The sequence below is a fragment of the Acetobacter fallax genome, assembly GCF_011516735.1.
Lineage (GTDB): Bacteria > Pseudomonadota > Alphaproteobacteria > Acetobacterales > Acetobacteraceae > Acetobacter > Acetobacter fallax.
In genome coordinates this window covers 36,585-51,230 of the sequence record NZ_WOSX01000010.1, presented here as the reverse complement: position 1 = coordinate 51,230, position 14,646 = coordinate 36,585, and the positions used below count along the sequence as shown (strand labels likewise).

Here is a 14,646-nt window from a genome sequence, read left to right as displayed (position 1 = left end):
TTTCCGAAACAAACGTTCATTCGTATGAAACTGTTTTGCCTTAATACTCCGGCTCAACTGAGTTGTGGGCTCTGATCCGGAACTCTCACAAAGGGAATCTGAAAGTCCGTTCATCGGCTCCTTTGCCACTTATGTGCGGTGAGATTCCGGCGATATGGGTCGAGCAGGAGCGTATGGGTTTGTTTGAGTTAACAAAACCGGGACTAAGAAAATCCGACGCAGCGATTCTGCGAGTTGAACTTCTGGGTTCAATGTCTGTTCAGATGCTGGATGGCTCTCTGATCACGCCGACGGGTGCTAAGACCCGGGGCCTTTTGGCTATACTGGCGTTGTCAGATCGGCGTGCAGTAACGCGTCGGTCCCTTGCGCATCTCCTCTGGAGCCGTCGTTCGGATGAGCAGGCACGGGCCTCACTTCGACAGGAAATTCATCGTCTTTCGGACGTATTGAGTCCTCTGGGAACGGATATTCTCGACGTTCAGAGGCATACGCTTGCTCTAAAGCCGATACTGACGGCAGTTGATGCCGAGCGGTATCTGAACGCAACGGCATCCGGTATTCTCAAACTTCCCGGAACAGATGCGGCGCTGCTGACCGATCTTGATTCAGTTGATCCGGCGCTTGATGAATGGCTTGCGGCACAAAGAAACAGACTGCAGCAACATCTCATAGCTACTCTGGAGCAGGCGCTTCTGTCTCTTTCTGAGACTGAGCAGAAGATGATTGCGGCATCACGCCTGTTGCACCTCGATCGGCTCAACGAAAATGCCTGGAAAGTTCAGCTTCGGGAGCTTGCACGAAGAAATGACACCAGAGCCGGGCTTTTCTCTGCCGAACAATGCCTGGCAGCTTTTCGTGAGACATTGGATGCCGAGCCGGGTCCGTCAACAATGGCTGTTATCTCTGAACTTCGCGCACAGCATGTGAATGGTAAAGGAGCATTAGAACGAGGCACTACACCTCCGGACGCTGGCAGGCCGGAACTTTCAGATTTGGCCATTCACCTTCCTTCAGGGCAGTCGTCTGCTGACCACTTCGAACATCACGGTGTTTTAAGTGGCCATATTGCGAGTGTCGGTTTTTTGCAAATGATGGCCGGCCCGCGTCTGCCGATTTCTGCGGGGCAGGTGGAGACGTTGTTCGACCTTCTGGCTGCGGAGTTGGTGCAATTCGGATTTTTATCCATATTCCCGCCTTGTAATATCAGTTCGGACAAGGAGAAGGGGACACGATCTGAAAACCTGCCACAGCCTGATTATCTCGTGGAAACAAAATTTCAGGCCTGTACAATATTGCCGGGGACTTTCTCCGCTGAAACTCATGATAATGCTGCACGTCTGACAATCCGTGTTACTGATCAGCGACGAGGTAACGTCATCATCTGGGCTGATCGCTTTCATATTACGCCCGAAACCATTGATGATATTGCGGCTCTGCTTACGACAGAGATTGCCTGGCGGATCGCGGTTACGGAAGCCCGGAATGCGGCAGGTCGTTCAGCGGAGGACCTCCTGCCTGTCGAAGCAGGTTTACGCGCACTCGCTCTTGTCAGTCGGAATGATCCAGGTAGCTATTTGCAGGTGCAGATGCTGCTTGAACGAGCATTGCAGCGAGAGCCTGATCATCCGTTTCTGCTTCTTGTGTCGGCAATTTTCCGGCTGGTAAGATCCTTTGAGCAGTGGAGTGTAGTTAAGTACAAAGAGGATATTGACGCTGCAACAGATGCCGCGCGGCATCTTGTTCGGGTAATGCCGGAAAGTATAACCGGACGTCTGATTCTGACACGGTTGCTCCTGAATAATCCGATTGATCAGACCTATGGATGCTCCTTGCTGGAGGAGTTGAAATCAGTCACTCCCTCAGGTGGGGTCATCGCTACTATTGATGCTTATTCGAGTCTCGCAAATGGCGATGCCGCTGCTGCGTACGACGCAGTAGAACTTTTTATGAAATCTCACCCGACACATCCGTTCATGGATCTGTTCGATGTTGATTTTGTCCTTCTGTTGCTTCTGACCGGCCGGACATCAGATGCAGTCAGGCGGGCAAAAACATCCCTCAGCACGGCACCGACCCGTATAGCGATGCTTGTGCTTTGCCTTGCCGCACTGGATCAGTTGCAACGTGAAGGAGCGGCAGACACTCAGGGCGAAAGAGACGTTTTAAAAGACTATCTGGCCCGGCTGGCTCCGTGTCTGTCAGTGAATATGGTCATGGCGCATTACAGTCATTTTCCCGCATCGCAACGGATAATTCTCACTAAACTACTAATCAGCGCAGGAATACCCGAAACGGCACCTGCCGCCTCTCAGGGACGTTAATATCTGGCGAGAAAGGTCAGTGGTGCTTGGCGGCGTCTGCTCAACGGGATATGAAAGCGACTTGCAGACTGTCCCGGTCGTGCCTCATTTTACCGCGCCCTGATACCAGGAGGCTCTCACAAAGGGTGAGGCCAGTTGGCGGGTCTTGCTACAGGAGTCGCAGCACCACATGCCCACCACTCGCGTTCACCGGACTTCATTGCGTGCCAGACATACAGCATGTGTGGTCACAGTTCTCACACTCTTTACGCTGACCGCATGTTCCGGTGGTGACAAAGCCAGCGATCTGACGGCCCCCCGTAATCACCTTCTCAGTGAAGATCGCGGCGCAACTGGCGGCGACGATCAGCTGGCAGGCGGCGTTAATGCCTATTTGTGGCGTGGCGCGCTGGATACACTGTCTTTTATGCCCATAGCGTCCGCTGATGCCGTTGGCGGTTTCATACTGACAGACTGGTTCACACCACCGGCTGCGCATAGTGAGCGTTTCAAGATCACGGCATATATCCTTGATCGTCGCCTCCGCTCAGACGCTCTGCGCGTCAGCGTGTTCCGGCAGGTCTATCAGGATGGTGCCTGGACCGATACGCCGCCGGCCGCGAACATGGCCTCGGATATCACCTCGAAGATCCTGGCGCGTGCGCGCGAACTTCGTGCCGACAATGGAAACCGCGACAACTGAAATCGTCCGGATCGTCACGCTTTTTGTGGTGACGGCCCTGTCGCATGATCCGGCCATTATCGGGCTTCGCTTTCTTTGAAGCGCAGAGTGGCCATATTCCCCGTTTTCTGGATGAAGCCACTATGACCGCCGATGATGCTCTGACCCATTACGATTTCCGCAACGTGGAGCGTCACTGGCAGGAACAATGGGATAGGGCCGGGGTGTTCACAGTCCCGGATGTCCCTCCTGCCGGAAAGCCAAAATACTACGTTCTGGAGATGTTTCCCTATCCGTCCGGGCAGCTTCATATGGGGCATGTGCGGAATTATGCTCTGGGAGACGTAATAGCACGCTATAAGCGCGCCCGCGGGTTTGCCGTGCTGCACCCGATGGGATGGGACGCGTTCGGGCTTCCGGCTGAAAATGCGGCGCGCGAGCGTGGCGTCCATCCACAGGAATGGACTCTGGCTAACATTGCCGCGATGCGCGAGACGCTGCAGCGTCTCGGTTTTTCGCTCAACTGGGATCGTGAAATTGCTACCTGTCTGCCGGATTACTACGGCAAGCAGCAGAAGCTGTTCCTGGACTTTTTCAAGGCAGGCCTTGTTGATCGCCGTGAATCCTGGGTGAACTGGGATCCGGTGGATCATACTGTTCTTGCCAACGAACAGGTGGTTGATGGCAAAGGCTGGCGTTCCGGTGCGCCGATCGAGAAAAAACAGCTTTCTCAATGGTTTCTGCGTATTACGAAATTCGCGCCTGATCTGCTGGATGGTCTCAAAACACTTGATCGCTGGCCAGACCGTGTCCGCGTCATGCAGGAGCGCTGGATTGGACGTTCGGAAGGTGCCCGGCTGCGATTCTCGCTTGCCCGGCCGCCAAAAGGTTTCGACGAGAACCTCGATTCTGTTGAGGTATTTACCACCCGGCCTGAAACGCTTTTTGGTATGGCCTTTCTGGCCATTGCGCCGGATCATCCGCTTGCGGCCAAAATTGCGGCTAAGAACCCTGAGGCTGCGGAATTTGTCGCGGAATGCCGCCGTCTCGGAACGTCGGTGGAGGCTGTCGAGACAGCAGAAAAGCGTGGTTTCGATACGGGTCTTAAAGTGGCTCACCCATTCCTGCCGGATGCAGCCTTTCCGGTATGGATCGCCAATTTCGTGCTGATGGATTATGGCACCGGCGCCCTGTTCGGCTGCCCGGCCGGTGATCAGCGTGACCTCGATTTCGCCCGCAAGTATGATCTGCCGTTCAAAGCTGTTGTTTTGCCGCCGGGTGAAGAGGCGGACAGCTTCCGGATCACGAACAAAGCATGGACTGCCGAAGGCACCATGATCAATTCCGGCTTTCTGGATGGCGAGACCTGCGAAGCAGCCCGGAAAGAGGCGATCAGTCGTCTTGAGGGACTTGGTATTGGCAATGGCGTCGTCAACTGGCGGCTGCGTGACTGGGGCGTGTCGCGTCAGCGCTACTGGGGTTGCCCGATCCCGATCATTCATTGCGAGAGTTGTGGTGCTGTTCCGGTCCCGGATGACCAGTTGCCGGTCGTCCTGCCAGAGGACGTGACATTTGATCGCCCCGGCAATCCGCTCGACCATCATCCGAGCTGGAAGCATGTTGTCTGCCCGTCCTGCGGAAATGCCGCTATACGGGAGACGGATACGTTCGATACTTTTGTTGACAGTTCCTGGTATTTCGCACGGTTCACGGCACCGCATGCTCCCACTCCGACGGTGCGGGCGGCGGCGGATGGCTGGCTGGCCGTTGACCAGTATATCGGTGGCATCGAGCACGCCATTCTGCATCTGCTTTATGCCCGCTTCTTTACCCGCGCTATGAAGGAGACCGGTCACCTTGATGTGGCGGAGCCGTTTGCCGGCCTCTTCACCCAGGGGATGGTCAATCACGAGAGCTATAAGGACAGCAACGGAAACTGGTTGTATCCGGAGGAGATCGAACGGAGTTCGGTCGGGGCCACGCATCGCGAAAATGGCAGTGCTGTGACCGTCGGGCGCGTTGAGAAAATGTCGAAATCGAAGCGGAACACGGTGGCGCCTTCGGCGATCATTGATCGCTTTGGTGCGGACACGGCGCGCTGGTTCGTGTTGTCTGACAGTCCGCCGGAACGGGATATGGAGTGGACGGAAGCTGGTGTAACCGGTGCGGGCCGGTTCGTACAACGGCTGTTCCGTATTGTAAAAGGTGTGGTCTCTGACTGCCCTGCCGATTCTGTGCTGCCAGATGAACTGCCTGAAGCGACTGACAAGCTGAGGCGTGCGACGCATCGTACTATTGCGGCTGTCACGGAAGCGCTTGAAGGATTCGCCGTGAATGTTGCCGTGGCGCGCCTTCACGAACTGACTTCGGCTCTGGGAGAGGCCGAGCGCTTTGCTCAGGAAGCCGGTATGGCTTTTGCCCGGCGTGAGGCCGCGCGTACGCTCTCCATTCTGGTCGCGCCGATGATGCCGCATCTGGCGGAGGAGCTTCTGGCGGCGCTTGAGCCGGGTCAGACTCTTGTCGCTGAGCGGAACTGGCCGGAAGCTGATCCGGCGCTTCTCGCGGTGACGCGGGTTCATCTCGCCGTGCAGATCATGGGGAAACTCCGGGGCACGATCGAGGCGGAACCGGATGAGGAACCGGCTGCGGTGCTGGCCCGTGCCGAAGCTGAGCCCAATGTCGCACGGCTTCTGGAGGGACAGAAAATCGTGAAACGCATTCATGTGCCGAACCGGATCGTCAATTTCGTGGTGGCGAAATAAGATGTGGGTCACGCGTGGTCGTATGTCCGCTCCGCTTGTGAAGGCTGCCTGCCTGCTTATGCTGGCCACGCCGGTCGGCCTTTCAGGATGCGGATTCCGGCCGCTCTATGAGGATACCGCAAAACATACCGGGGTCAGCGAGACGCTTAAGCGTGTCTATGTCGCCGGCATCCCTGACCGGTATGGTCAGCTTGTCCGGCTTGCTCTTCAGGAAGATATGGCCGGTGCGGGGCCGGAAGACCCCGACGGGTTTACGCTGTATGTGAGCCCGTCCATGAGCAACGAAGTGATTGATATTCACTCTGACAACACCTCCGGGCGTAATCGTGTTGTCGGTCGGGCGCACTGGCGTCTTTTCACGGTTGCACAGTATCCCAAACTGCTTGCGGAGGGCGATGCGACAACCATGGACGGGATGAACGGCACGTTTGAGCAGTATTTCACTCAGAGCCTCAACACCGAGACCCTTCAGGCACGTGTTGCGAAAACTCTTGCGGAAAGTGTGACGCAGCAGGTTTCCGTCTGGTTTGAAACCAAAGCGCCGACGGCGACCAGCACGAAGAAAACGCCGGCTTATTACCCTGTCCCGAATGGTATCCCCAACTCAAGCGAGGAGCAGCCCGTCGAGCGCGCCGGTGATGATGGTCTGCCGGCCATGGCGACCGGGCGACTGGACCCGAACAGCAATCCGGCTGGTGAATAGACGCAACGTCATGCTGCGGCTCACGACAACCGAAGTCCTGGTTCTCGCATGGTGAAAATCGATGCCCGCTCGATCGGTAAGGTTCTTAACGCGCCGGATGCCTGGCGCTTTGTGTTGCTCCACGGCGATGATAGCGGGCTGATTCGGGAATATGCGTCCGATCTGACACGGCGGGTGGCTGGCTCCCTTGATGATCCGTTTCGGGTGGCGGCGCTGACGCGCGAGACTCATGACCGGTTTGCGGAGGAGGCGACGGCGTTGTCGCTGGATGGCGGGCAGCGGGTGGTCTGGGTCCGGGAGGGATCTGACAGTCTGGCCGGGCCGGTTTCCAGTGTTCTCGATGGTGTGGGCTCGGCGTTGATCATCGTGGAGGCGGGCGTTCTGCCGGCGCGGGCGAAGTTGCGGAAGCTGGCTGAAGCGCGGCAGGATTCCGCGTCAATCGGCTGCTATCCCGAGGAAGGGCGGGTACTTGAAGGCTCGGTGCGCCGCATGTTCGGAGAGAGGCAGGTCAGGATTACCAATGAGGCTCTGGGCTGGCTGGTGACGCAGCTTGGCTCAGACCGGGCGGGAGTTCGCAACGAGATTGAGAAGCTGGCGCTTTATGCCGGACCGGATCACGAGCTTGATCTTGAGGATGTTCGGGTTTGCATCGGGGATTCCGGCTCTGCGTCGATTGATGATTCGGTGTTTCTCGCCCTGGAAGGAGATCGGGCCGGAACTGATCTGGCGCTGGAGCGGGCTTTGTCCGAAGGGGCTAATCCTGTGGCGGTGGCGCGGGTTCTGCTCGGGCATATCAGTCGGCTGCGTCGGGTGAAGGCGGCGACGGAGCAGGGCGAATCCCGGGTTGAGGCAATGAAATCACTGCGCCCGCCAGTGTTTTTCAAAAAGCAGCAGAGTTTCGAGCGGGCGCTCAGCCTGTGGTCGCTGCCGGCGCTGGCGGAACTGGCGCAGCGGACTCAGGCGTTCGAGCTGTCCTGCAAGCAGACGGGGGCGATGGATATGCTGCTATGTCGGCGACATCTTTCGGTCATCGCGGCGAAGGCGGCTGCGGCGTCGCGACGGCGGTGACGACAGTGGGCCTGTTGCAAAGGCGGCATGGGTATGGGCCCTGATCAGGTGAATCGGGTTTGTGGGAGGAGGTCTGTCTCCGTGTCGTGAGGCCAGGGGATTTTCTTTTTCCGACGGTATTGGTCTGTTTCGGAGACGGGACGGAAATGAGTCTGATTCCAGAAAGTTATGGATATTGTTGTTTTGACTCTGGAATGGAAATTTTCGTGTAGCCCGGGTCAGCGCCTGTTTTTTTTGATTGCAGTTTGTATGGGGACGAGGGGCGTTGCGGGGCGAGGGTTCAGCTGAAGGGGGTCTCTGATGCTGCGATAAGAACCGCAGGCCCCTGCATTCCTGCTGGTCGAACAGGAGAGTGCTTGTGAAAGATGGCGAGCGGGAGGGACGGGCTGGTCCTCCGGGGTGATTTGCGGACTGCCCGTTTTCAGCTTCAGAATATGACAGGCCGCCTGGATATCTCAGGACGTCGCCTGTGGAAATCAGACCGGATCGAATTCTGATGGTTCCGAAAATGTGCTGTTTTGAAGGATGAATTTTGATCTCATCCGGCTTTCTCTGCTATTTAACGCAGAGAGGTGACGTGTGGTGTGTCTTCTTTTGTATTGACGAAAATCCGGGCTGTCTGATCGGGCCGGTGACCGGCATGAGAGCTTTTTTACCGGATAATACCAGAGGTTGTGAAGACTGACCTGTCGATGAGAGCATCCGGGCTCTGCCCGGATCCGGCAGGGACCACAGGCCCCTGCACCCCGGTTTGCTGATCATAAGACGATTTGTAAAGGCGAGCTTTTGCCGGGGGTTCCAGGGCTGAGCCCTGACAGGCCCTGACAGCCAGTCTCACACAGGTCAAAGGCCAGACCCTCTGGTATAACCGGACGTTCTGTTGTCGTTGATTTCTCAGAATTCACTAAGGTAGCAGGGATGAATATGCTTACAGACTGCGTCGTTCCGGATAATCTGGCAGAACAGAAGCATCTGAAGCCTCAGATAAGCCATGTTCAGGATACAGTTTTTTACCCGAAAAATGATCATCATGGCTCCCATCCCTGGGGCATTTATGACCTGGATGGTCGTATCAACACGCAGGCTGCTCTTATACAGGGGCTAATTCCCTTGGTCATGGACAGGAATGGGTTGCACCGGGTCTGCGCAACAGTATTCACATGCCGGAAATCGAATGTGCCATCTATGGGGGTATGATCGGGCTCCATTATGGGCATACGCTCCTGGAATTCCTGCCTCGTCTCTGGTATCTCCGCAACACAATGGGGGTAAACGCTAAAATCCTCGTGCATTGTGGTCCTGGCCTGGGGACGCCCTGGTTCCGGGATTTGATGAAACTCGCCGGTATTTCTGAAGACTGTCTGATTTCACCGCTGTCCACCACGCTTGTCCGGCATCTTCTGGTGCCGGAATCCTGCGTTCAGCTGAATCATTACGTCATGCGTTCTTTCCTGGATTTTACAAACCAGATGGGTGACAGAATTTCTTTTGACAGTAACGATCAACCTGTTTTTCTGACGAAAAAAAATCTTCCGTATGGCGTTGTCAACTGGGATAACGAAGCTGAGTTATGTTCAGAACTTGAAACTTATGGCTTTCGGATCATCGCTCCGGAAGAGCATAATCTCAGAGAGCAGATCTCTTTTTTCAGGAATTCTGGCGGAGCCTGCGGAATTCTGGGTTCCAATATGCATACCAGTATTTTTGCCAGGGAACCGTTTGGTCTCGTTCTGAATATTGGTTTGCATATCTCGCCATCTTTTTATCTTCTTGATCGCTGTAATAATGCTGATTTCCGATATGTTGCCTGTGACGAAAGTCATGAAGTCGGGGCTCAGAAAAACTTTCGCCGCACTTTTCATATTTCGGATCCTGTTGCGCTGGCCGCTGAATTTTCCAGAGAGTTTTTTCAGAAACGGGATGAGGTAAGAAGCCGAAAAACAGCCCGTGCTCCGGCGGTATCCGAAAAAACTCTTTTTTTTCGTATGACCGGACAGGATGGAAAACGTTTGTGTGCCCGTCTTTCCGATGGGCGCCTTATTTCATCCATGGCGGCAGAAGCCGATAATCAGGTGTGCGACATGATTCTGCAGATTACGGATCAGAATATCTGTAGTCTGTTTGCCTTGTCTTCCGTTCCTCTCCCCGTCACCACAGCATCCACCTCTCAGCTGGCCGCCTTCGTTCCGTGCGTGGTTACCGAAGAAACAATCGGGGATACGATACGGTATGGCATCCGGCAGCCTGATTCAAAACGCTGGTTAAGTCTTGCTCCTGGCGCGGAGGATCGGGACGCGTTTTTTGGGGCGGAGCATTTCCGTGAATGGGAATACGTCACATTTATTGAGCTGACCGGTTCAGCGCTGGTGAAAGCCAGAGCGATGTCCCTGCGTCTTCTGGAACGGGAAATGACGGAGCAGGTAACGACTGGCGGTTTTATGATGATGTAAGAATAATACCAGCCAGCGAGGCAGGGTGCTTTCGCGCCGTATTCCGCCGAAGGGTATTATACCGGAGGGTCCGGGCTTCGACCTGTGCGGGACTGGCAGGGGCAGGACTGGCAGGGCTCTGCCCTGGAACCCGGCAAAGGCTCTGTTGTCGTTAAGTGTTGATCTGTGATTTTTCAAAGGGTTAGAAAAAGATCGGGCTCTGCCCGAACCCGGAAGGGGTCGCGGACCCCTTCACCCCAATCTGTTGATAAATAAGCATGTTTCCAAAGGTCTGTGACCTTTGGTCAGTTCCAGAGCAAAGCCCTGGGAAGAAGCCAACACTTAATGACAACAGAGCCTTTGCAAACCGTTTTATGATCAGCAGACCGGGGTGCAGGGGCCTGCGGTCCCTGCCGGGTCCGGGCAGAGCCCGGATATTCTCATCGACAGGTCAATACTCACAACCTCTGGTATCAGGTATTACTCAACAGATCGGGGTGAGGGGACAGCGCCCCCTTCCGGGTCGGAGCCCTGGCCTTCTTTTTGACGGTCAGTTTTTATGTGGTGACTGTCACTCCGGTCTAATTGAGTGGCGTCGGGGTCACGGGGGTTGCTGTCGACAGACTTTTTCTCAGGCGAGCGACATCTGTGGGACTGACCGGAGCGGTATTGTTGCCCCAACTGGCGCGAATGAATGACACGACTTCCGCAATCTGTTCGTCGGTCATTGTTTTGCCGAAGCCTGGCATGACGAATGCAGAGGGCGAGGCACGCATTGCGGGAATGGTGCTGCCGGCGAGGACGATCTGTATCAGGCTGTCCGGAGCCGGGTTCATCACCACAGGGTTGCCGGCCAGCGGCGGGAAGGTTGTCGGGTAGGCTGCTCCATCCGTCCGGTGGCAGGCGGCGCATCGGTCAACATAGAGTCTGGCGCCCGGTGCTGACGTATCACCATTGCGCAGCGCCTGTGCTTCGGAGGCATCATAGTGCCACGGGATCTGATCTTTATCGTATGCCGGAAGAGATTTCAGAAACCGGGCGATGGCGTGGAGATCGCTGTCATCAAGATATTGCGTTCCGTGGCCGACAGCGCCGGACATGCCGCCAAAGACGGAACCGTGTGCGACACGTCCGTTGCGGAGAAAGCTGACAATATCGGTCTCTGACCAGCGGCCGAGACCAGTCCGGTTTTCTCCCCGCAGGCTTGTGGGTGTCCAGCCGTCAACAGCGCTTCCGCCTGACAGGAAAAGCGGACTTTCCTGTGCTGTTAGGGATTTTTCCTGAAGTGTTGCTGCTCGTGGTGTATGGCACGCGCCACAGTGGCCGGGGCCTTCGACCAGATAGGCTCCACGGGCCATGACGGCGTCATCCGGGAAGCGTTCTGTTGATTTCTTCGCCTGGTCTGACTTCGGAACGAAAAAAGCCTGCCAGATTCGCAGTGGCCACCGGATCGACAACGGCCAGGCTGTTGTATTGACCGGTGGAATTTCGGATGATGGTGTGACTGCTGTCGTGAAATAGATGTAGAGCGCATGGATGTCGGCATCTGTCATGCGGGCATAAGACGGGTAAGGCATGGCCGGATAGAGCGGCGAGCCGTCGGCCCGAACCCCCTCGCGGATGGCGCGGCCGAACTGGGCTTCCGTATAGCGTCCCGTGCCGTGATCGCGATCCGGTGTGATGTTGGACGAGAAAATCGTCCCGAAGGGGAGGGCAAAAGGCACGCCGCCTGAAAATTGTGCGTGTCCGGACACCGTGTGACATGCCGCGCAGTCAGAAGCCCGTGCGAGATATTCACCGCGCTTTGCGATGGAGGCGTTGTCGCCTGCCGTGGCGCTTCCTGCGAAGGACAGGGCAAAGACCGCACCGGGAATTGCGAGCAGATATGTCTTTTTGCGTAACATCAGTGTCTGGAAAACCGGGTTTCTAACCGGGATCTTTTTTCGGTTTGTCATCATGCCGGGACCAGAGGGCCGGGGTTTTTCAGGTAAGTCGTACGGATATGGTGAGCACTCCAGTACGCGAGAGCGGCGACCATACCGGTCGGGTTGTAGCCTGTGCCTTGTGGAAACGCATTGGAGCCGATGACGAAGACGTTGGAAACGTCCCAGCATTGCAGATAACGGTTGATCGCGCTGGTTTGGGGATCGTTGCCCATGACGGCGCCGCCGCCGAGATGGGTTGTCTGATAGAAACGTGTGTCGAAGGGCTGTCCGAATTCCTTCATTCCGAGATGGGTTCTGCGGGCGCCCATGGCTTTTGTCACATTCGCGATTTTGCTGACGACGTATCGGTTCATGCGAATGTCGTTGTCTTTCCAGTCGAACGTCATTCGCAGAAGCGGACGGCCGAACGCATCTTTCCAGGTGGGGTCAAGATCGAGGAAAACATCGCGATAAGCCATGTTGGACCCGTGAGCATCCATGCGGACGGCATGTTTATAGGTGTCGATCATGCCGCTTTTCCAGGCGGAGCCCCAGCGCGGAGTTCCCGGCGGCCCACCGGCTTTTGCAGCGGCGATCGCCTTGACGCCGGCCTGATTGACCCAGACGGGTGATCCGCCGATGAAACCCTGCGGCCCGTGATCGAAATTTTCGCTGTTGAAATCATCGAAAGCGACGCCGCCGCCACCGGTTCCGATGAACTGGCTGGTGTAGACTGACGGATCGAGCCAGGCGGTTGTCGTGCTGATATTCTGATAGACAAAGTTGCGTCCGACAACACCAGTGTTGCTGACAGGGTCGTAGGGTTTTCCAATTCCGGACACGAGCATCAGATGCACGTTATTGAACTGGAAGGCCGCCAGGATCACCAGTTCGGCTGGCTGGATGATCTCATCGCCTTTCTCGTCGAGATAGATGACGCCTGTGGCTCGGCTTTTCGTGGAATCGAGCGTTACGTGCAGCACGGTTGCGTTGGAGCGCAGTTCGAAAAGCGGGTTTTTACGCAGCGCGGGCAGAATGTTTACGTTCGGCGAGGCCTTGGAATACATGTAGCAGGCATAACCGCTGCAATAGCCACAGAAGTTACACGGACCCATCTGGGCGCCGTAGGGATTGGTGTATTGCCGGGAGGCGTTGGCTGCCGGGATGGAATAGGGGTGATACCCCGCTTCCGCGGCAGCTTTTCGGAAGAGATGCGCGCCAGTGACGTCTTTGAGCGGCGGCAGAGGGAAATCATCCGAGCGGTCAGGGGCAAAAGCGTTTCCGTTGCCGACAATTTTCCCCTGGACTTTGTAAGCTTCGCCGGATGTGCCGAAGACTTTTTCGGCTTTATCGAAATAGGGTTCGAGTTCGGCATAGGTAACGCCATAGTCCTGAAGATTCATGCCTTCCGGGATAAAGGATTTTCCGTATTTTGAGATTACTGTGCTGCGCAGTGTCAGGTCATCCGGCGCCATGCGCAGATGGACACCGGACCAGTGCAGGCCGGCGCCTCCGACACCTTCACCGGGAAGAAACGCGGCGAGCTGGCGGTAGGGGAGAGCAGTCTGGTTGATATTGTTTCTTACTGTGACTGTTGTTTTTGAGAGTTTCTGGAAAATTTTGAAGCGGAAATTTCCTTCGAGTTCATCAAGGGAGCCGGGATAGGCGCCGTCTGAGGCTGTGCTGCGTTCGCCGCCCCGTTCGAGCATGACGACGTGCTGGCCGGCTTCTGTCAGTTCTTTGGCCATGATGGAGCCGGCCCAGCCGCCTCCGACGATGACGACATCCACGGATTTTCTGGTGATGGTGGCCATATCAGATGGTTTCTCCGGAAATCGACACGGAGCCGAGCGGATATTGTCTGCCGTACTGGTCAACCCAGTCCATGAAGTCGGCGCGGGCACCGGGAAAGCCGGTCATGGCCCAGCCGCCGAGGCCTTTATTGCCGCCGTGGATCGGGTCGGAGAACGCGCCTTCCTGTGTGTTGCCAAGAAGATGTCCGAAGAAGGTTGATGCGGGCAGATCGTCAAATTGGAGATCGCCGGTTTCAAGCACGGTGAGGACGCTGTCGCGTGTGTCCGCGTCCAGATCCGCGAACTCGGCATTGTGCGTCTGGCGGGCGAGCTTGCGTGCTCCCGCGATGCCGCGTCGGTAGATGTCCCGTGGTGTGTAGGGGAGCTGATAGCCGAGATTGGCCGGGCCGGCGACGTGGGGTGCCTGCATGTACCACAAGGCGCCATGGGCGTATGGGGTTGCCATTTGGCGGTCGATGAATTCGGGAACGCCGAGTTCGACAGCGCCGGGGCCGTTCGCATCTTCGGGGATCAGACGGTCGCAGGCGGCGTGAAGAAAGCGCCATTCTTCGGGTGTGAAAAATGTCGGCGTGTAGGCGCTGGCCTGCGGGGCGGCTTTCGGGCTGCGGGCGAGCCAGGTGCAGGCGGTGAGTGCTGTGGCACTGCTGAGAGCCTGGATAAAGCGGCGTCGTGAGAGAGGCGGGGACAGCATAGGATGATGGTGGCTTTACGTAACGACAGGGCAGAGCGGGCGGGTGTGTTCCGTGACTATAGAGACGGGGAGCGGAGTGGGGCAAACTGAACGGGGTTCCGGTCATCTGATGGTGTGTTCTGGCTGAGAGACTGTCTCAGGCGTTTTTCGTCCTGTCGAAAGTACCCTGCGATGGGGGTGGCTGACATGAATTCCGGGCATCGAAGCGGAGTGGCCAGCGGGCCGTGTTGAGCGTCGGACCTGGAAAATGAGGGGCGGAGTGCTGGCGGAGG

Annotated in this window: 9 protein-coding genes; 6 read left to right on the top strand and 3 right to left on the bottom strand. The window is 56.6% G+C overall.

Going from position 1 to position 14,646, the window contains the following annotated elements; translation table 11 throughout:
• Positions 1-251: 251 nt before the first annotated feature.
• The 6 genes from GOB85_RS07370 (at position 252) to GOB85_RS07345 (ending at position 9,965) form a co-directional block, all read left to right on the top strand.
• Complete coding sequence (locus GOB85_RS07370; RefSeq protein ID WP_173576920.1) at positions 252-2,321, top strand: AfsR/SARP family transcriptional regulator; 2,070 nt, start codon at positions 252-254, stop codon at positions 2,319-2,321.
• Between the two features lie 169 nt (positions 2,322-2,490).
• Positions 2,491-3,003, top strand: coding sequence for a DUF3576 domain-containing protein (locus GOB85_RS07365; protein ID WP_173576921.1), 513 nt, complete (start codon positions 2,491-2,493; stop codon positions 3,001-3,003).
• Positions 3,004-3,125: 122 nt separating this feature from the next.
• Positions 3,126-5,744, top strand: coding sequence for a leucine--tRNA ligase (leuS, locus tag GOB85_RS07360; protein WP_173576960.1), 2,619 nt, complete (start codon positions 3,126-3,128; stop codon positions 5,742-5,744).
• A gap of 1 nt (position 5,745) precedes the next feature.
• The gene (locus GOB85_RS07355) at positions 5,746-6,447 is read left to right on the top strand and encodes a hypothetical protein (RefSeq protein WP_242011347.1); all 702 of its coding nucleotides are present in this window, start codon (positions 5,746-5,748) and stop codon (positions 6,445-6,447) included.
• A gap of 51 nt (positions 6,448-6,498) precedes the next feature.
• Positions 6,499-7,515 (top strand): DNA polymerase III subunit delta, encoded by a 1,017-nt coding sequence (gene holA / locus GOB85_RS07350; protein ID WP_173576962.1) that lies wholly within the window; start codon positions 6,499-6,501, stop codon positions 7,513-7,515.
• Between the two features lie 1,160 nt (positions 7,516-8,675).
• On the top strand, positions 8,676-9,965 hold the full coding sequence (locus tag GOB85_RS07345) for a glycosyltransferase family 61 protein (protein WP_173576922.1): 1,290 nt from the start codon (positions 8,676-8,678) through the stop codon (positions 9,963-9,965).
• A gap of 560 nt (positions 9,966-10,525) precedes the next feature.
• Here GOB85_RS07345 and GOB85_RS07340 read toward each other — a convergent pair.
• The 3 genes from GOB85_RS07340 to GOB85_RS07330 are packed head-to-tail and all read right to left on the bottom strand — an operon-like array spanning position 10,526 to position 14,374.
• Complete coding sequence (locus GOB85_RS07340) at positions 10,526-11,848, bottom strand: cytochrome c (RefSeq protein ID WP_173576923.1); 1,323 nt, start codon at positions 11,846-11,848, stop codon at positions 10,526-10,528.
• 50 nt (positions 11,849-11,898) lie between these two features.
• Positions 11,899-13,683, bottom strand: a complete 1,785-nt coding sequence (locus tag GOB85_RS07335; RefSeq protein ID WP_173576924.1) for a GMC family oxidoreductase — start codon at positions 13,681-13,683, stop codon at positions 11,899-11,901.
• 1 nt (position 13,684) lies between these two features.
• Positions 13,685-14,374 (bottom strand): gluconate 2-dehydrogenase subunit 3 family protein, encoded by a 690-nt coding sequence (locus GOB85_RS07330; RefSeq protein WP_173576925.1) that lies wholly within the window; start codon positions 14,372-14,374, stop codon positions 13,685-13,687.
• Positions 14,375-14,646: the final 272 nt, after the last annotated feature.

Bases quoted from the DNA above. Each gene is read 5' to 3' on its own strand.
- GOB85_RS07335 (WP_173576924.1), bottom strand. From the start codon at position 13,683: ATGGCCACCATCACCAGAAAATCCGTGGATGTCGTCATCGTCGGAGGC.
- GOB85_RS07355 (WP_242011347.1), top strand. From the start codon at position 5,746: ATGTGGGTCACGCGTGGTCGTATGTCCGCTCCGCTTGTGAAGGCTGCC.
- GOB85_RS07345 (WP_173576922.1), top strand. From the start codon at position 8,676: ATGCCGGAAATCGAATGTGCCATCTATGGGGGTATGATCGGGCTCCAT.
- leuS (WP_173576960.1), top strand. From the start codon at position 3,126: ATGACCGCCGATGATGCTCTGACCCATTACGATTTCCGCAACGTGGAG.
- GOB85_RS07365 (WP_173576921.1), top strand. From the start codon at position 2,491: ATGCCCACCACTCGCGTTCACCGGACTTCATTGCGTGCCAGACATACA.
- GOB85_RS07330 (WP_173576925.1), bottom strand. From the start codon at position 14,374: ATGCTGTCCCCGCCTCTCTCACGACGCCGCTTTATCCAGGCTCTCAGC.
- GOB85_RS07370 (WP_173576920.1), top strand. From the start codon at position 252: ATGTCTGTTCAGATGCTGGATGGCTCTCTGATCACGCCGACGGGTGCT.
- GOB85_RS07340 (WP_173576923.1), bottom strand. From the start codon at position 11,848: ATGTTACGCAAAAAGACATATCTGCTCGCAATTCCCGGTGCGGTCTTT.